Origin of the sequence: Streptomyces sp. N50, assembly GCF_033335955.1 — a bacterium.
Taxonomy (GTDB): Bacteria; Actinomycetota; Actinomycetes; order Streptomycetales; family Streptomycetaceae; genus Streptomyces.
This window is the reverse complement of sequence record NZ_CP137549.1, coordinates 1,136,322-1,154,374: the sequence shown is the minus strand read 5'-3', so window position 1 is coordinate 1,154,374 and position 18,053 is coordinate 1,136,322. Positions and strand designations below refer to the sequence as shown.

The window sequence follows — 18,053 nt, the reverse complement described above, 5'->3', positions numbered from 1 at the left end:
GGGCTTCAGCGGCGCCGTACGGCCACGAAACGGACCGGGGTTCCGGGCACCGCCTGCGCGGCCGCCGGGAGGTCCGCGGGGCGGACGACGGCGATCACCGGGTAGCCGCCGGTGGTCGGATGGTCGGCGAGGAACACCACCGGGCGGCCGTCCGGGGGCACCTGGACGGCACCGAGGACCATGCCCTCGCTGGGGAGTTCACCGGTAAGGGCCCGCTCCAGGGCGGGCCCCTCGGTGCGCAGCCCGATGCGGTTGCTGGCCGAGGACACCCGGTACACGCGGGACGTGAACGTGCGGACGGCCTCCGGTGTGAACCAGTCGTCGCGGGGCCCCAGGGTCACCCGCAGCACGAGTTCGACCGGGGGACGCGGCTGCGGGGCGAAGTCCACGCACGCGTGGCGGCTCATCGGGGAACCCAGCGGCAGTATGGCGCCGTTCGTGAGCGGCGCCGGACCGAGCCCGGACAGCAGGTCCGTGGAACGGCTGCCGAGCACCGGCTCGACCCCGACCCCGCCGGCGAAGGCGACGTAGGACCGCACTCCGGAGACGGCCGTTCCGATGTCGAGGAGCGCTCCGGCGGGCACGTGCACGGGAGCTCCCCAGGCGGCGGGCCGTCCGTCCACCGTGACCGGGCAGGGGGCGCCGCCGACCGCCACGAGGATCGTTGAACGAGGCCGTACGGCACAGCCGTTGAGGGTCGTCTCCAGGACGGCCGCTTCGGGTGGATTGCCGACCAGCCGGTTGACGAGGGCCGCCGCCGGACCGTCGAGCGCTCCGGAACGCGGCACCCCCAGGTGCGCGTATCCGGGCCGTCCCAGGTCCTGCACCGTGGTCAGCGCTCCGGCTCGTACGACGGCGACCGCACGGTCCGTCATACGTCCGCCACCGGGACGAAGCGCACGCGCGTGCCCGGCGACAGCAGCGCGGCCGGCTCGCGGGCGGTGTCCCACAGGACCGCGTCCGTCGTGCCGATCAACTGCCAACCGCCGGGCGACGCACGGGGATACACGCCGGTGTACGGGCCCGCCAGGCCCACGGCACCGGCGTGGACGGCCGTGCGCGGGGTGGCCCGGCGCGGGACGTCGTAGCGGGCCGGGAGGCCGGTGAGGTAGCCGAAGCCGGGGGCGAACCCGCAGAAGGCGACGCGGAACTCGGTGGCCGCGTGGATGCGGGCCACCTCCCGCTCGGGGACGTTCCACAGCGCGGCGACATCGGCGAGGTCGGGGCCGTCGTAGCGCACCGGGAGTTCGATCACCTCACGCGCGCGTGGGGGAGCGGGGGGTACGTCGGAGGTCGTGAGTTCGGAGGCCAGGCGGGCCGGGTCGGTGAGGCCGTCGAGGAGGACCGTGCGGGCGGCCGGGATGATCTCGCGGACGCTGAGCAGGCCCTCCGCGCGGCGGCGCAGCAGCTCCGCGTGGACGGCCTGGGCCTCCTCCCCGGAGGCGACCTCGACGAGCAGCGCGCTGTCGCCGACGGGCAGGGCCCTCATGCGAACGCCTCCACCCGGACACCCGACTCCAGGAGCCGCGCGCGGACCCTGCGGGCCAGGTCGACCGCCCCGGGCGTGTCCCCGTGCAGGCACAGGGAGCGGGCCCGTACCTCGATGCGGGCCCCGGAGAGCGCGTCGACCGTCCCGGAGCGGGCCAGGCTCAGCGAGCGCTCCACGACGGCGTCGGGGTCGGTGACCACCGAGCCGTCCCTGCCGCGCGGCACGAGGGTGCCCTCGTCGGTGTAGGCGCGGTCCGCGAACGCCTCCGTGACGGCAGGCAGCCCGGCCTTCGCGGCCAGGTCGAGCACGACCGAGCCGGGCAGCCCGAGCACGGGCAGCGGGGCGTTGGCCAGGAGAACGCCCTCGATCACCGCGGCGGCCTGCTCCGGGTCGTGCACGATCCGGTTGTAGAGCGCCCCGTGCGGCTTGACGTAGGACACGCGCGTGCCCGCCGCGCGGGCGAACACCTCCAAGGCGCCGATCTGGTACGCCACTTCGGCCGCCAACTCGGCGGACGGCACGTCCATCGCGCGCCGCCCGAACCCCGCCAGGTCCCGGTAGGACACCTGCGCGCCGACCCGTACCCCGCGCTCGGCCGCCAGCTCGCACACCCGCCGCATGGTGACCGGGTCCCCGGCGTGGAAACCGCAGGCCACGTTGGCGCTGGTGACGACGGACAACAGCTGTTCGTCGTCGGTGAGATGCCAGCGGCCGAAGCCCTCGCCGAGGTCGGCGTTCAGATCGATCATCATCTCTCCTGGTCGGGCGACGGGTCAGGCGACGCGGTACTGCTCGTCGCGGGCGTCGGTGACGAGCATCTGGCCCGGCGCGTGGGTGATGGCGAACGGCGGGCGGGAGGCCATCACCGCGGCCTGCGGGGTCACTCCGCAGGCCCAGAACACCGGGATGTCGTCCGGCGCGGCGTCCACCGGATCACCGAAGTCCGGCCGGCCGAGGTCCGCGATGCCGAGCCCCGAAGGATCGCCGCAGTGTACGGGGCTGCCGTGCACCGCCGGGAGCAGCGCGGTCTCCCGGATCGCCGTCGCCAGGTGCTCAGGCGGCACCGGGCGCATGGACACCACCATCGGGCCGTGCAGCCGCCCCGCGGGGCGACACGGGCGCCCGGTCACGTACATCGGGACGTTGCGGCCCTGCTCGATGTGCCGGATCGGGACGCCCGCCTCGCTCAGCGACCACTCGAAGGTGAAGCTGCAGCCGATCAGGAACGACACCAGGTCGTCGCGCCAGTAGGCCCGTACGTCCGTCGGCTCGTCGGCCAACTGGCCGTCCCGCCACACCCGATAGCGCGGCAGATCGGTGCGCAGGTCCGCGCCGTCCGCGAGAACCGTCTTCCAGGAGCCGGCGTCCGTGACGTCGAGCACCGGGCAGGGCTTCGGGTTGCGCTGGCAGAACAGGAGCATGTCGTAGGCCCAGTCGGCGGGCACCGAGATCAGGTTGACCTGGGTGTGGCCCGCCGCGACCCCGGCCGTGGGACCCGTCAGCCCGGCCCGGAAGCGGGCCCGGGCAGAACGTGGGCTCCACGCGTGCGCGTGCTCGTCGACGAGGGTCAGGGGACGGTCCTCCGTGCGGTTCACGCCAGTTCCTTTCCACGCGTCTCCGGCAGCCCCAGGAGCGCCAGCGCCGCGATGCCGTAACCGATGGCCCCGAAGACGAGCGCTCCGCCCACACCCCAACTGTCGGCCAGGAAGCCCACCAGGGTCGGGAAGACGGCGCCCACCGCGCGGCCGGTGTTGTACGTGAAGCCCTGCCCCGCGCCGCGCACCGCCGTCGGATACAGCTCGCTCAGGTACGAGCCGAAGCCGCTGAAGATCGCCGACATGCAGAACCCGAGCGGGAAACCGAGCACCAGGAGAAGGGTGTTGGCGCCGCTGGGGATGTGCGTGTACGCCAGGATGCAGACCGCAGAGAGCAGCGCGAAGAGCCAGATGTTGCGCTTACGGCCCAGCACGTCGGTGAGGTAGCCGCCGGTCAGGTAGCCCAGGAACGCGCCGGAGATCAGGAAGGTCAGATAGCCGCCGGTGCCGACGACCGACAGACCGCGCTCCGTCTTGAGGTACGTCGGCACCCAGGTGGCGAGGGTGTAGTAGCCGCCCTGGACGCCGGTCGAGAGCAGGCCCGCGAAGACCGTCGTGCGCAGCAGACCCGGGGACTCGGCCGTACCGGGCTTGAAGATCGCCACGAACGAGCCCTTCTGGGGGTTCTGCTCGCGTACGGCCGTCGCCTCCGGAGCGTCGTGCACCCGGCGCCGCACCCAGAGCACCAGAAGCGCGGGCAGCGCGCCGGTCCAGAACATCACCCGCCAGGCCAGGTCGTCGCCGAGGAACGAGAAGACCAGCGTGTAGACCACCGCGGCCAGCGCCCAGCCCACCGCCCAGGAGCTCTGGACGGCGCCGAGCGTACGGCCGCGGTGCTTCGCGCTCGCGTACTCGGCGACCAGGATCGCGCCGACCGCCCACTCGCCGCCGAAACCGAGCCCCTGGAGGGCCCGGAACACCAGCAGGGTCTCGTAGTTGGGCGCGAAGCCGCAGGCCACGGTGAAGACGGCGTAGGTGATCACCGTGATCATCAGGGCCTTGACGCGGCCCACCCGGTCGGCGAAGACGCCCGCCACGGCGCCGCCGACCGCGGAGACGACCAGCGTGACCGTGGTGAACAGGCCGGTCTGGCCGCTGTCCAGGCCGAAGTACGCGGCCAGCGCGACCATGCTCAGCGGCAGCGTGAAGTAGTCGTAGGAGTCCAGGGCGTAGCCGCCGAACGCGCCGGCGAAGGCGCGGCGGCCGTTCGGACCGAGCGCGCGCAGCCAGGCCAACGCACCGTCGTCGGCGGCCAGTTCGTCCGCGCCGGGCTGTGTTCCGGTGTTCAGGGCCTGAGGTGGAGGGGTCGTGCTCATGGGCACCTCGCAGAGGGAGGACGGAGGGTGCTGGGAGTGAGCAGTGCCGTGCGGGAGGCGGGGGCGCCGGGGTGAGCGGTGGCGCCATGCAGAGAAAGGTAGAGGATCGTTGAACGATCCTTCAATACCCATGTTGTTTCGTTCTTGTATCTGCGGTTGAATTCCGGGCATGGCAGAGCAGCTGACGGGACTGGCAGACGACCGCGCCCTCCTGGGCCGTACGAGCACCGCGGAACGCGTCTCGGACATCCTCAGGAGCCGTATCGCGGAGGGCTATTTCCCGCCGGGCACGCGGCTCTCGGAGGACAGCATCGGCGGGGCGCTCGGTGTGTCCCGCAACACACTCCGCGAGGCGTTCCGGCTGCTCACCCATGAGCGCCTGCTCGTCCACGAGTTGAACCGGGGCGTCTTCGTCCGGGTCCTGAGCGTCGAGGACGTCGAGGACATCTACCGCACGCGCCGCCTCGTCGAGTGCGCCGTCGTCCGCGGACTGGGCGAGCCGCCGTACGCCCTCGAACAGCTCGCCGCGGCTGTTACGGAAGGGCAGTTGGCGTCCGTCGAGAATGACTGGAAAGGCGTGGGTACGGCCAACATCCACTTCCACCGGGAACTCGTCGCCCTCGCCGGCAGTGCCCGCACCGGCGAGCTGATGCGCAGCGTCTTCGCCGAACTCCGGCTCGCCTTCCACCTCGTGGACGACCCGAAGGCGCTCCACGAGCCGTACCTCCAGCGCAACCGCCTGATCCTCCAGGCCCTCCAGGCGAACGACGCCGCCGAGGCCGAGAAACTGCTCGCGGTCTACCTCGACGACTCGCTCGAACGGGTCGTCGACGCGTACCGGAACCGGGTGGGCGAGGACGGCACGGCGGTCGACTGACGACGGCACGGCGTTCGGCCGCCTCGCACACACGGCTGAGGCGGTAGTCGCTTCTGCGTCGTTTGGGTCGTTGTCAGACCGAGGACCTAGTCTGTGCACCGTGACTTCGCCTGCATCGACGGACAGCGTTCCGCCCCAGTTCAGCGCGGGGCCGCGCCCCGCCCCGGGCCCGGCCGCCGACGAGGGACTGGCGCGGCGACTGCGCGCGCTCGCGTGCACCGCGCCGCTGCACGACCTCGACGTACGCAAGGCCAACCTGGCCGGCGAGTACTCGGTCTACGGCATGGCCGAGGTGGCCCTCGCCGCCATCGACCTGGTCACCCTGAACATGGACTTCGACACGGGTGCCGACCACGACCAGATAGTGGCCAGGCTCATCCCGCGCATCGCCGCCCAGGCCCCGCAGCGCCCCGTCACCGAGCACGAGCGCGTGGCCCGCTGGGTCCTGGAGAACCTGATCAACGTCGGCAGCGTCGACCGCGGCTTCCGCACGGTCTACGGCACGTTCGCGCAGGACGGCACGTATGTGCGCCGCGACTACGACTTCAAGCTGATCGAGGAGGTTCCCGGCTACGGGGGCAGCGTGTACCTCCGTACGACCGACGAGGCTGTCAACGTCCTCGTGGGCGCCCTCGACACCGACGTCACCAGTGCGCAGATCGCCGCCGAGGTGAAGCTTGAGGTGCTGATCAGCCGGGGGCGGCTCGCCGACGCGCAGCTCGCCGCGGAGCAGGCCCGGTACCGGACCGTGCAGTACTCGGAGACGCTCCGGCGCGCGCTGGACGCCACGCGGCGCAACGTCCGTGCGGTGGACTGGCTCAACTCCGTGCCGGACATGATCGCCGAGGCCCTGGATCACGTCGCTGACCGGTATCGGCACGAGAACGCGATCCTGACCAATATCCGCAAGGCCCGTGACGAGTCCGAGGACGCCGAACAGAAGCGGCGGGCGGCCGAGTTGGTCGACATCGTCAAGGACTGCATCCGGCGGCACACACAGCTTCAGTCGCGTCTTCTGGAGGCCGGGCCGCTGTTCCGTGCGGAGCAGGATCGGCAGGCCTTCGCGACCCCCATGACCACCTCGGGGATCGACCTCTACGGGCATCTCGTTTCGCCCGTTCTGCCGTTGCCGTTGGAGCAGGCGATCCGGGTCACCGACGCGTTCTTCGCTCGGGGGACCGGGTTGCGTACGCCGGTCTCCGTCCGGGTGGGGGATCTTGTCGACATACTGCTGACGCCGCCTGCTGAGCGGGAGCATCTCGGGGCGGAGATGCCTGAGCCGGATCTCATCGCCACGCCGGACGACAGTCGGTTCAGTGAGGAGCAGCTGGCTGCGGCCATGGAGTTGCTCGATCTGCCTGCGGATGCGCCTCGGCGGTTGTCGGGGTTGCTGGCTGACGCGCGGCGGCGGGATCCCGAACTTCCTTATCTGGTGGCTTTGTTGGCTGTGCATGCGGCCAGTCCGCCTGTTGGTACGGCTTATCGGCAGGGGGAGCCGAAGTTGTTGTTCGCCGTGGATGACGGGGTTGAGCTGGACGATCCGGAGTTCGGTGGGGCCGATCTGATCGTGGGGATGGCCCTTTTGGACACGGTGGGGATGGCTGCGGGGCGGAGTGAGGCGGCGTGAGGGTTGTGTCGTTGTTCGGGTGCGGGCTCGCTGTGGCTGGTCGCGCAGTTCCCCGCGCCCCTGAAGGGGCGCCTGGTGCCACCCCCGTTATCAAGTTCAAGGAGTTGTCGTCGTGAGTGAGCAGGGCGAATGGAGTGAGCCGGAGGCTGCTGCCTCGGCGGTGAGTGCTGCGGTCACGCCTGCCGATGCTGCCGACGCCGCTCGGCTTGTTGCCTTTGGGTTGCAGCCCAAACTGCAACCCGCGCGGGATCAGGAGTACGCGGAACTGCTCCGCCGATATCGCGAAGATCCGCCGTTCGCCCGGCTCGCCGACGCCGTTGCCGCCGGGCTCGGGCTGGTCGTTCTGGAGGTGTCTCCGCGCGCGGGGATGGCCGTGACCGCCGCCGAGGACTCGGTGTTCGCCGTGCGGATGGGGGACTACGCGCGTCGTACGGCTGCCGACTCCGGGGATCGGTTCCTGCATGGGCTGGCCCATCTCGCCGTTGCCGCGATGGCGTTTCCGCGGCCCGAGGATCTGGCCGACGACGGGTACATCGGGCGGGTCACGGTCAACGGGGTCGACGCCTTTGTGCGGCAGGCCTGTCGGCGGCTGGAGGAGCGGGCCGACGAGCAGGGCATGAACACCGACCCGGCCACCGATGCGCCCGGTCTGGAGGCCGCCTGGCGGATCTGGGTGAGACGCAGTGCCACCGGAGCGACCAAGGACGCCCGGAGACTGGCCGGTTCGACCACCGGCATCGTCGGCAAGGCCGCAGCCTTCCTCACCGACTCCGGATTCCTGCAGCGCACCGGTGACGACAACGGCGGGACCTATCGCACGACCGCCCGCTATCAGCTCCAGGTGCGTGACATGGCCGGAAGTGCCGCCATGGCCGAGCTGTTGGAGCTGGGCGTCGTCCCGGTCACCGACGGCACCGCGAGCCTGATGCCCGCCGAGGACACCGAGGACCTGGAGCTGGTGGCCGACGCCGGGCTGCCGTTCCACTCCTGAGATCCCTCAGTTCCTGAGGTTTTCTCAACTCCCCCCACCTGCCGAAGACTTACGACGAGAGTCCGCCATGTACGAGCTGTCCCGGGTCCGCCTCTACTCCATCGGGCCCGCCGGTGCGCGCTACGCCGACACCGTGCTTGACCTGCGAGGCGTGGGCCAGCCCGTGCCCGACCCCGCGCCCACCCAGGCGGAGTTCTTCGAGGACGAGCCCGTCGGGCCGCCGCGCCGCCCCGCGCCCGCCGGTGTGCTCTTCCTGGAGAACGGCGGCGGCAAGTCCGTCCTGCTCAAGCTGATCTTCTCCGTGATGCTGCCGGGTCACCGCAACACGCTGGGCGGCGCGAGCTCCGGTGTGCTGCGCAAGTTCCTCCTCGCGGACGACTGCGGCCATGTCGCCTTGGAGTGGCAGCACACGCTGACCGGCGAGTGCGTAGTGGTCGGCAAGGTCAGCGAGTGGCGGGGGCGCCAAGTCTCCAACGACCCGCGGAAGTTCGCCGAGGCCTGGTACTCGTTCCGGCCCGGGCCGGGGCTCAGCCTGGACAACCTCCCCGTCGCCGAGGCCACTTCCGTGCGACCGCCCGTCGAGGGCGCGTCCGGCGCGCAGGGCCGGCGGCGCACCATGAAGGGCTTCCGGGACGCCCTCACCGAGGCGGGCAAGGCGTATCCGCACCTCGAAGTGCACTGGGAGGAGATCCACGACCGCTGGATCGAGCACCTCGGCGACCTCGGCCTCGACCCCGAACTCTTCCGCTACCAGCGGGAGATGAACGCCGACGAGGGCGAGGCCGCCGGTCTCTTCGCGGTCAAGAAGGACTCCGACTTCACCGACCTGCTGCTCCGCGCGGTCACCGACACCCGGGACACCGACGGGCTCGCCGACCTGGTCGGCGGCTTCGGCAACAAGCTGGGGCGGCGGGCCGAGCTGATCGCCGAGCGGGACTTCACAGCTGGTTCCGTGGATCTGCTCGGCCGGATCGTCGAGGCCGCCGAGGCGCGGGCACGCGCGCGTGACATCCACGCGGGTGCCGAGCGCCGTACGCGCACGCTGGCCCGGCGGCTGTCCGCGCGGGGCGCTCAGGAGCGGGTGCGGGCCGCCGACCTCGCCCAGCGGGTCACCGCCGCCGCGTACGCCGTCACGCACGCCGAGGGGGCGCGGGAGCGCAGCGCGCTGATCGCCGCCGAACTCGCTTACCGGCACGCCTCGTTGGCGCTCGCCACCATGGAGAAGTCCGCCGCCGCGCAGAAGCGCGAACTGGCCGACGCCCGCACCCTGCACGCCGCCTGGCAGGCCGCCGAGGCGGTACTGCGGCACCGCGCCGCCGCCGACCGCTCCGCGCGCGTTGCCGTCGCCATCCGCGAGGCCGAACGGGACGCCGCACCGGCGCTCGCCGCCCGCGCCAAGGCCGCCGTTGATCTCGTACGGGCCCTGCACTCGGCCGCCGAGAGCGCCGAGAACCTCGCCAACGAGGGCGAGGAGCGGTCCGCCGCGCTCCAGGAGGTCGGCGAGACCTCGCACCGGGACGCTACCTCCGCCGCCACCGAGGCGCAGCGCGCCCGCAGCGAGGTCGGGCATCTGCGTCAGCGCCTGTCCGAGGTCGAGCAGGAGACCGCCGAGGCGGTGCGCGCCGGCTGGCTCGACGACAGCGCCCCCGACGCCGATCCGGCCCGTGCGGCCCTCGCCGCGAGCGACGCCGAGAAGACCGCCGTGGCCTCCTGGGACACCGCACGCGAGGCATCCCGCAAGGCCTCCGAGCACGCGCGTGAGGCCGCTTCCGCCGAGTCCCGCGCGGAGTTGACGGCGGCCCGCGCCTCCGACGCGGCGACCGCCGCCGAGCGGACCTATGACGCTGAACGGCGCCTCGCCGAGGGGTTGGCGGGGGAGGAACGGCTGGCGGAGCTGCTCAGCCTGCCCGCCGCCGGTGCCGCGGGCGGTAGCGGTGGTGTGCCGGTGCCGCGTGGTGCGGGTGGTGAGCGCGCGGGCGACGGGGCCGTAGGCCGTGCCGGGCGCGGTGCTGAGGGCGACGCCGGTGACGAGTCGGACGCACGCACCGGCGCTTCGGCCAACGGCGGTGCAGGAAGCGGCCGTTCCGCCACCTCGGCCGCCAAGCCCGCCCGTCCTCTCGCTGACGGCCCCCTCACCCCCGAGGAACTCGACCGTTTCGCCGACGAGTTGCGCGAGCTGCTCGACGACGGGGTCTCCTCCGCCGAGCGGAACCTCTTCGACCTGCGCACCGCCGCCGCCGACGACTCCCGGATCCTCGGGGCGCTCGGTGACGGCGGGCTGCTGCCGCCAGGCCCGGACGTGCTGGCCACCGTGGAGTACCTCGGCGAGCACGGCATCCCCGCGCTGCCCGGGTGGCGCTATCTCGCCCAGGCCGTCGACCCCACCGACCACGCGCGCGTGCTCGCCGCCCGGCCCGAGCTGGTCGACGGCGTGATCATCACCGACCCGGACACGCACGCGCGTGCCCGTGAGGCCCTCAACGACGCGGCCCTGCTGCCCCGTTCCGCCGTAGCGGTCGGTACGGCCGCCGCCCTGCTCGCTCCGACCCCGGCGCCCGACGCGCAGAGCAGCGACGTCTTCCTCGTACCGCCGAACCCGGCCATGCACGACGAGCACGCCGCCGACGAGGAGCGGCAGGCGCTGCGCGCGCGGGCGGGGCAGCGGGACGAGGAGATCCGTACGCTCGCCGCGCGCCTCGGCAAGGACCGGGAGCTGGCGGCGCGGCTCGCGTCCTGGCGCACCGGCTGTCCGAGCGGGCGGCTGGTCGAACTGGCGCAGGCCGCGCGGGACACGCGCGCGTTCGCCGAGGAGGCCGAGGCCGAGCTCGCCGAGGCGCGGACCGTGCGGGCGGAGGCGGATGAGGTCGCCGCCGAGGCAGCCCAGGTGCGTGACGAGCGACAGGAGGCCGCGCAGAAGGCCCGGCGCGCCGCCGACGCCCTCGCCGGACTCGCGTTCCGGCTGCGCGAACGCGCCGGCTGGCAGGTCAAACTCCGTGAACTCGCCGACGAGGCAGCCGAGTCGGAGGCCCGCGCCCAGTCCTGTCTGGAGCGCGCCCGCGCCGCCGACGAGGACCGCCGCGCCGCCCAGCGTGCCGCCGACGACGCCCGCCGTACGGCCCGTGCGCTGCGCGCCGAGCGCTCCGAGATCGCGGGCGCCCCCGACGATGTACCGGAAGACGACCCGGACGCCCCCAAGCCCGCGCTGGCCGCTCTAAGGGAGGCTTATCGGGCCGCTTCGCAGCTCTACGAGAAGGTCGGCGTCGGTGCGGACCTACGGGCCGAGCAGGCGCGGGCGGAGAGCGACGAGAGTGCGGCGATCGCGGAGTTGGACCGGCTCAGCAACAAGGTCCGTACGCGCGCGGCGCAGTTGCTGGAGTCACCCGACGGCTCCGACGGGCCGTCCCGGCAGGCCGCCGCGGCACGTGCCGAAGAGCTGGTGCAGCTGCTGGAGACCCGGGTGTCGACCGCGAGCGAGCAGCTCGGGCGGCTGCGCGGCGAGGCCGAGCGGCACGCGCCCGAGGACGGCGAGGCGCACACCGAGCTGGCCGAGGAACTCGTCCCGCGCGACGCCGAGCACGCCCAGGCCCTGCTGCGCACCGCGACCGCCGAACTCGGCTCCCGCACCGACGCGTTGGGCCAGGCCCGCGAGGCGCACGCCGAACTCCTCGACGCCCACCGCGCCGCCGAGGACGGGGCCGGCGGTTTCGACGAGACCGCCGCGATGCTCCGGGACCTGATGCGCGAGCACTCCTCGGACGAGGAGCAGGAGGAGCCCGAGCCGTACCCCGGCAGCGTGGAGGAGGCCCGGCACTCCGCCGCCGAGGCCCGCCGCTCGCTGCGCGGCTGCGCCGCCGACCTGTCCGCCGCCGAGGGCGCCGTACGCGAGGCGAGCGATGTACTCGTGCGGCACGCCAACTCCACGCGCTACGAGCAGGTACGGACCCCTGCGCGGCAGCAGATCCGCGAGCTGCCCGCGTCCGCGCTGCCCGAGCACGCGCAGAAGTGGGCCGACGCCTTCGCGCCCCGACTCCGGGTCCTCACCGACGAGTTGGCGCAATTGGAGCGCAACCGCGACTCGATCGTGGACCGGCTCCGCGGGCTCGTCGAGTCGGCGCTGGCGACCCTGCGGTCCGCGCAGCGGCTGTCCCGGCTGCCGGAGGGGCTCGGGGAGTGGTCCGGCCAGGAGTTCCTGCGGATCCGCTTCGAGGAGCCCGACCAGGCCACGCTCACCGAGCGGCTCGGTGTGGTCGTCGACGAGGCGACCCGGGCCGCGGTGAAGAAGAACTCCGACATGCGGCGCGACGGAATGTCCCTGCTGCTCCGGGGAGTCGGGGCCGCCCTTGAGCCCAAGGGCGTCGCCGTCGAGATCCTCAAGCCGGACGCCGTCCTGCGCGCCGAGCGGGTGCCCGTCGGGCAGATGGGCGACGTCTTCTCCGGCGGCCAGCTGCTCACCGCGGCCATCGCCCTGTACTGCACGATGGCCGCGCTGCGCTCGAACGACCGGGGCCGCGACAAGCACCGGCACGCCGGCACGCTCTTCCTCGACAACCCCATCGGGCGGGCCAACGCGACGTATCTGCTGGAGCTTCAGCGCGCCGTGTCCGACGCGCTCGGGGTCCAACTCCTGTACACCACCGGCCTGTTCGACACCACGGCACTGGCCGAGTTCCCGCTGGTCATCCGGCTGCGCAACGACGCCGACCTGAGGGCGGGCCTCAAGTACATCAGCGTGGAGGAGCACCTCCGGCCGGGACTGCCGCAGCAGGCCCCCGCCGGAGAGGGCGAGTCGGTCCACAGCGAGATCACGGCGACCCGGATGTTCAAGCGCCCGGCGCCGACCGCTCCGTAGCGAACTGCCCGCAGGCGAGCCTCAGGAGTGGGACAGCTGCCCGGCGCCGCTCTTGCGGGCTATCCGCTCCTGGGCACGCTCGCTGGACCGCGCCTGACGCTGGGCCCGACGCCGCTCGCGGCGGAGGGCCCTCGCGGTGCTGCTGGGCTCCGAGACCACGCCGTTGCGCTGGTTCCACATCTGGCGGGTCACCCACACGTCCAGGGCGCCCCAGGTGGCCACCACCGTGCTCACCACGCTGCTGATCACCATCGGGAACGCCAGCCAGGACCCGGCCATCGTGCACAGGAAGGCAACCGTCGCCTGGATCAGCGTCACCGCGATGATGATCACCGCCCGCACGGCCGCCGTACGCACCGGATCGGGCAGCCGGCGCCGACGCGCGGGCTCCTCGATCCACAACGGCCGGTAGTACTCCTGCTGTTGGTCTGTCGCGCGAGGCGGACGCGGCTCGTCGAACCCCGTCGTCGTACCACCGTCTGCCGCCATGTCGCGATCCGGTGCCTCACGGCGCCGCTGCGCCGTCGACCGCGCCGCCACGCCGTCCTCAAGCGCCTCTTGCCGCTCCGCCGTGCCCATCAACGTGTCCTCCCCACCGCCGGTACACCACTCGCCCCGGAGCCCGAAGACTCCGTCTCCCCAGTGGGTGCCCGGCTTGCGCTGTTTTACGCCGCACGGTTGCGGATGCGGCTCGTGTGGCCGGTTCCGCCCCCATGTCCCGTAGAGAAAGACGAACAACATGCCACGAAGATTCCCAACGGACGAAAAATTCCGGCCAACTGGCCAAGTGAACCGATCGGACGGGGTGTGGTGATCCCGGGGATATCGGGGCGGCAATCTCCCGCAATGACCCGACAACTCCCCATGTCCGGTCGCTGTTGCGGAAGTTCACGCTCCGGACAGCTCTTCGAGTTACCTCTGTGTCAGTAGTAGGCTCGCGCCGTTTGTTGACGTACATGTGTACCCCCGGCCGGCGGGGGTCCAGCTGGGGGAGGCCATGCGCTTTCGCGGGAAGTCCATCCGCCGGAAGATCGTGGCGCTCCTTCTCGTGCCGCTCGTGTCCCTGACCGCGATCTGGGCGTTCGCCACGGTCCTCACCGGCCGGGCGGCCGGGGACCTGTTCAACGTGTCGTCGGTCGTCGAGAAGATCGGCTATCCCACCGAGGACACCGTCCGGGTCATCCAGCAGGAACGCCGGCAGTCGCTCGTCTATCTCGCCGACCCGCGCGCCGCCGACGGGCCCACCGATCTCAGGCGCAGCCGCGCCGCGACCGACGCGGCCGTCGCCAAGATCCGCAAGAACGCCGACAACCCGGACGTGCGCGACGCGATGGGGCAGGCCACCGACAGCCGTGTCGCCGCCGTCCTCGACGCGTTCGACGGGCTCCAGTCGCTGCGGCGCAGCGTCGACGACGGCACCGTCGACCGCGCTCAGGCCCTCGGTCTCTACAACCACCTGGTCGACCCGTGCTATGTGCTGCTGTCCAACCTCCATGTCGTCGACAACGTCGAGATGGACAAGCAGTACCGCGCCCTCGTGAACCTCGCCCGCGCGCGGGAGTTCCTCTCCCGTGAGGACGCCCTGCTCGGCTCCTCCCTGGTCGTCGGCAAGCTCACCAGGGACGAGACCCGCGACGTCTCCGACCTGGTCGCCCAGCGCACCCTGATGTACGACGTCAACCTGCCGCTGCTGCCCTCCGCGGAGCGCGGCCACTTCGAACGCTTCTGGAAGAACGCGGCCAGCGCCCCGCTGCGCGTGGCCGAACAGGCCGCCGCCTCCACCACGTCCGGCATGCCCCGCAACGTCACCGCGCAGACCTGGAACACCGCGGCCGGCGCGGTGCTGGCCAAGCTCGGCACCCTCGACGACCAGGCCAACGACCGCTACCAGGACCGTGTCCGCCCGGTCGCGATGAGGGTCATCCTCAAGGCGGCCGTCGCCGGCGTCCTGGGGCTGATCGCCCTCCTGTTCTCGCTCTTTTTGTCGGTGCGCATCGGCCGCGGCCTCATCCGCGACCTGCGTCAACTGCGCCTGGACGCCCACGAGGCGTCCGGCGTCCGGCTGCCCAGCGTGATGCGCCGCCTGTCCGTCGGCGAAGTGGTCGACGTGGAGACCGAGGTCCCGCGCCTGGAGTACGACCGGAACGAGATAGGCGACGTCGGCCAGGCCCTGAACACCTTGCAGCGCGCGGCAGTCGAGGCCGCCGTCAAGCAGGCCGAGTTGCGCTCCGGTGTCTCCGAGGTCTTCGTCAACCTCGCCCGCCGCAGCCAGGTCCTGCTGCACAAGCAGCTCACCCTGCTCGACACCATGGAGCGCAGGACCGAGGACACCGACGAACTCGCCGACCTGTTCCGCCTCGACCACCTGACGACCCGTATGCGCCGTCACGCCGAGGGTTTGGTGATCCTCTCCGGGGCCGCCCCGTCCCGGCAGTGGCGCAAACCGGTCCAGCTCATGGACATCGTCCGCGCGGCCGTCGCCGAGGTCGAGGACTACGAGCGCATCGAGGTCCGCAGGCTGCCGCGCATCGCCGTCACCGGCCCGGCCGTCGCGGACCTGACCCACCTGGTGGCCGAACTCCTGGAGAACGCCACGGTGTTCTCCCCGCCGCACACCGCGGTCCAGGTCCTGGGGGAGCGGGTCGCCAACGGCTTCACCCTGGAGATCAACGACCGCGGCCTCGGCATGGCGGCCGAGGCACTCCTGGACGCCAATCTGCGGCTCGCCGAGACACCGGAGTTCGAACTCTCCGACACCGACCGCCTCGGCCTGTTCGTGGTCAGCCGGCTCGCCCAGCGGCAGAACGTCCGCGTCTCGCTCCAGCCCTCGCCGTACGGCGGCACCACCGCCGTCGTGTTCATCCCGGACGCCCTGCTGAGCGACGAGATCCCGGACACCAACGGCATCGGCTTCCGCCTCGACCGGCCCCGGCCGTCGAAGGAGGCCGAGCTGGAGGAGAGCCGCCGCTCCGCGCTCTCCCAGATGCCGGCGAAGCTGCCCGGCCTGCCGCCCGCGCTCCTGGACGGACCGGTCGAACTGGAAGCCCCCGTCGACCTGGACGCCCTCCAAGGCTTCCCGAACGGGCTCGACGACGAGGACGGCGAGCGCGGCGGGATCTTCCGCCCCCGCCGCGCCTCCACCCACCGGGACGACCTCGCCCCCGTGCGCCCCGTAGACGCGCATCAACAGGTCTCCGAGGCGGATGCGGACGGGCATCGCAGCGAGCCGCTTCCGCTGCCCCGACGCCGTACGCCCAAGCTGGTCAGCTCCCATGGACGCCCGGTCGTCGAGCAGCGCTCCCGACGCGGGACGGGTGACTCCGTAGAGGCCGATTTCGACGGCCCCGCCACGGCCCCGAGCCTGGGCGGACCGGAAGCGGACGGCCCCGCACCGCTCCCGGCCCGACGTCGTGGTGACACGCCGCTACGGCGCCGTACCGACGTCCCTGGGGGGCGTGCCGACTCCGCGCAGCCCCCCGCCTCCCCGGGACGCGGAATCGGCGAACCGCCCGAGACCCCCGCGCTCCCCAGGCGCACCCGGCGGGCCGAACTCGCGACCGGCGCACCGGACTCCGACACCCCGCCGAGCACCGGAGCGTTGCCCAGACGCGTACGTCAGGCCAATCTGGCCCCGCAGCTGAAACAGGACCCCGAGCGGCGCACCGCGAGCCCGGCGGAGGTCGCCGAGCGCGACGCCGACGAGGTGCGCAGCCGCATGGCCTCGCTCCAGCGCGGCTGGCAGCGCGGCCGCGAGGAGAACGCCGAGGGCGACGACGCCCGAGGCGGCACAGCACAAGGAACTAAGGGGGACGGTCGATGACCGCACCGAAGGCGACCGGCCACAGCACCGACCAGCGCGGGCTGAACTGGCTCCTCGACGACCTCGTCGAGCGCGTCGCCAGCATCCGCAAGGCCATCGTGCTCTCCGGCGACGGCCTCGCCACCGGCGTGTCCCAGGACCTGACCCGCGAGGACAGCGAACACCTGGCCGCCGTGGCCTCCGGCTTCCACAGCCTCGCCAAGGGCGTCGGCCGCCACTTCGAGGCGGGCAGCGTGCGGCAGACGGTCGTCGAACTCGACGAGGCCTTCCTGTTCGTGACGGCCGCGGGCGACGGCAGCTGCCTCGCCGTCCTCGCGGACGCCGACTCGGACGTCGGGCAGGTCGCCTACGAGATGACACTGCTCGTGAAGCGGGTCGGTGTGCATCTGGGGGCCGCTCCGCGCACCGACGTGTCCTCCGGCGGGTAGTGGAGTGACATGAGCGGAGACGGTCAGGGAAGAAGCCACTGGTTCGACGACGAGGCCGGACCGGTCGTCAGGCCGTACGCGATGACGCGCGGCCGCACCACCAGTGCGGCCCAGCACCGCCTCGACCTCATCGCGGTGGTGATCGCGGAGTCCCACGAGGACGACTCGGAAGCGGACCAGACGCTGTCCCCGGAGCACGTGGACATCGTCGGTCTCTGCCGTGACGCCCCGCAGTCGGTCGCCGAACTCGCCGCCGAACTCGACCTGCCCATCGGGGTGATACGGGTCCTCATCGGCGATCTCGTGGACGGCGAACTCGTCCATGTGTCACGTCCCGTACCCCCGGCCGAACTGGTGGACGAGAGTATTCTGCGCGACGTGATCTCCGGCCTCCGGGCCCTGTGAGCGGCGCGAGCCACCGCACCCCTACCTCATCAAGCAGGAGAAAAGACCGATGATCTTCGGGCGTACTGAGCGAGGCAAGCCTCCGGTCGAGCCCGTCACGCTCAAGATCCTGGTGGCCGGCGGTTTCGGCGTGGGCAAGACCACCCTCGTCGGCGCGGTCAGCGAGATCAGGCCGCTGCGCACGGAGGAACTGCTCACCGAGGCGGGGCGCCCGGTCGACGACACCAGTGGGGTGGAGGGCAAGCACACCACCACCGTGGCCATGGACTTCGGCCGCATCACCCTGCGGGACGACCTGGTGCTGTACCTCTTCGGTACGCCGGGCCAGGAGCGGTTCTGGTTCATGTGGGACGAGCTCTCCGAGGGCTCGCTCGGCGCCGTGGTGCTCGCCGACACCCGCCGCCTGGAGGACTGCTTCGCCGCCCTCGACTACTTCGAGCGGCGCTCCATACCCTTCGTCGTCGGCGTCAACTGCTTCGAGGGCTCGGACCGTTACCCCGTGGACGCCGTACGCCAGGCCCTGGACCTCGACGAGGACGTCCCCCTCATGCTCTGCGACGCCCGCGACCGCGCGTCGGTCAAGGAGGTCCTCATCGAGGTCGTCCAGCACGCGATGGCCTACGGCGCGAAGCGCCGCCAGAGCGTCACCAGTTGAG

At 72.1% G+C, this 18,053-nt stretch carries 14 protein-coding genes; 8 read left to right on the top strand and 6 right to left on the bottom strand.

The features are described 5' to 3' along the window. Positions 1-5 precede the first annotated feature (5 nt). The 5 genes from R2B38_RS04705 to R2B38_RS04685 are packed head-to-tail and all read right to left on the bottom strand — an operon-like array spanning position 6 to position 4,400. Complete coding sequence (locus R2B38_RS04705; RefSeq protein ID WP_318015097.1) at positions 6-875, bottom strand: biotin-dependent carboxyltransferase family protein; 870 nt, start codon at positions 873-875, stop codon at positions 6-8. Continuing rightward, positions 872-1,489 (bottom strand): allophanate hydrolase subunit 1, encoded by a 618-nt coding sequence (locus R2B38_RS04700; protein ID WP_318015096.1) that lies wholly within the window; start codon positions 1,487-1,489, stop codon positions 872-874. Before R2B38_RS04700 ends, R2B38_RS04705 begins: the two co-directional genes overlap by 4 nt. Then, positions 1,486-2,238: a 5-oxoprolinase subunit PxpA gene (locus R2B38_RS04695; RefSeq protein WP_318015095.1), complete on the bottom strand. Its 753-nt coding sequence runs from the start codon at positions 2,236-2,238 to the stop codon at positions 1,486-1,488. The genes R2B38_RS04700 and R2B38_RS04695 overlap by 4 nt, the downstream gene beginning before the upstream one ends. Before the next feature lie 24 nt (positions 2,239-2,262). Continuing rightward, positions 2,263-3,084: a putative hydro-lyase gene (locus tag R2B38_RS04690; protein ID WP_318015094.1), complete on the bottom strand. Its 822-nt coding sequence runs from the start codon at positions 3,082-3,084 to the stop codon at positions 2,263-2,265. After that, positions 3,081-4,400 (bottom strand): MFS transporter, encoded by a 1,320-nt coding sequence (locus R2B38_RS04685; RefSeq protein WP_318015093.1) that lies wholly within the window; start codon positions 4,398-4,400, stop codon positions 3,081-3,083. The genes R2B38_RS04690 and R2B38_RS04685 overlap by 4 nt, the downstream gene beginning before the upstream one ends. A gap of 169 nt (positions 4,401-4,569) precedes the next feature. On the opposite strand from R2B38_RS04685, the gene R2B38_RS04680 reads away from it, so the two are divergent. The 4 genes from R2B38_RS04680 to R2B38_RS04665 all read left to right on the top strand — a co-directional run bounded on the left by R2B38_RS04680 (position 4,570) and on the right by R2B38_RS04665 (position 12,744). Further along, the gene (locus R2B38_RS04680; protein WP_318015092.1) at positions 4,570-5,277 is read left to right on the top strand and encodes a GntR family transcriptional regulator; all 708 of its coding nucleotides are present in this window, start codon (positions 4,570-4,572) and stop codon (positions 5,275-5,277) included. Positions 5,278-5,377: 100 nt separating this feature from the next. After that, positions 5,378-6,904 (top strand): hypothetical protein, encoded by a 1,527-nt coding sequence (locus tag R2B38_RS04675; RefSeq protein WP_318015091.1) that lies wholly within the window; start codon positions 5,378-5,380, stop codon positions 6,902-6,904. A 112-nt stretch (positions 6,905-7,016) separates the two neighbouring features. After that, positions 7,017-7,895, top strand: coding sequence for a hypothetical protein (locus R2B38_RS04670; protein WP_318015090.1), 879 nt, complete (start codon positions 7,017-7,019; stop codon positions 7,893-7,895). Between the two features lie 67 nt (positions 7,896-7,962). Beyond that, positions 7,963-12,744 carry a hypothetical protein gene (locus R2B38_RS04665; protein WP_318015089.1) on the top strand — a complete coding sequence of 1,594 codons (4,782 nt, stop codon included), beginning with the start codon at positions 7,963-7,965 and terminating at the stop codon, positions 12,742-12,744. A gap of 21 nt (positions 12,745-12,765) precedes the next feature. On the opposite strand, the gene R2B38_RS04660 is transcribed toward R2B38_RS04665, so the two are convergent. Beyond that, positions 12,766-13,323 carry a hypothetical protein gene (locus tag R2B38_RS04660; RefSeq protein WP_318015088.1) on the bottom strand — a complete coding sequence of 186 codons (558 nt, stop codon included), beginning with the start codon at positions 13,321-13,323 and terminating at the stop codon, positions 12,766-12,768. 418 nt (positions 13,324-13,741) lie between these two features. Here R2B38_RS04660 and R2B38_RS04655 point away from each other — a divergent pair, with 418 nt between their 5' ends. From R2B38_RS04655 to R2B38_RS04640, 4 genes are read left to right on the top strand one after another with little or no spacing between them, the layout of a single operon-like run. Continuing rightward, positions 13,742-16,564, top strand: a complete 2,823-nt coding sequence (locus tag R2B38_RS04655) for a nitrate- and nitrite sensing domain-containing protein (protein WP_318015087.1) — start codon at positions 13,742-13,744, stop codon at positions 16,562-16,564. Beyond that, positions 16,561-16,992 carry a roadblock/LC7 domain-containing protein gene (locus R2B38_RS04650; RefSeq protein WP_033282376.1) on the top strand — a complete coding sequence of 144 codons (432 nt, stop codon included), beginning with the start codon at positions 16,561-16,563 and terminating at the stop codon, positions 16,990-16,992. Before R2B38_RS04655 ends, R2B38_RS04650 begins: the two co-directional genes overlap by 4 nt. Before the next feature lie 9 nt (positions 16,993-17,001). Further along, positions 17,002-17,397 carry a DUF742 domain-containing protein gene (locus tag R2B38_RS04645; RefSeq protein ID WP_033282377.1) on the top strand — a complete coding sequence of 132 codons (396 nt, stop codon included), beginning with the start codon at positions 17,002-17,004 and terminating at the stop codon, positions 17,395-17,397. A 49-nt stretch (positions 17,398-17,446) separates the two neighbouring features. Further along, on the top strand, positions 17,447-18,052 hold the full coding sequence (locus R2B38_RS04640; RefSeq protein WP_318015086.1) for a GTP-binding protein: 606 nt from the start codon (positions 17,447-17,449) through the stop codon (positions 18,050-18,052). Position 18,053 lies beyond the last annotated feature (1 nt).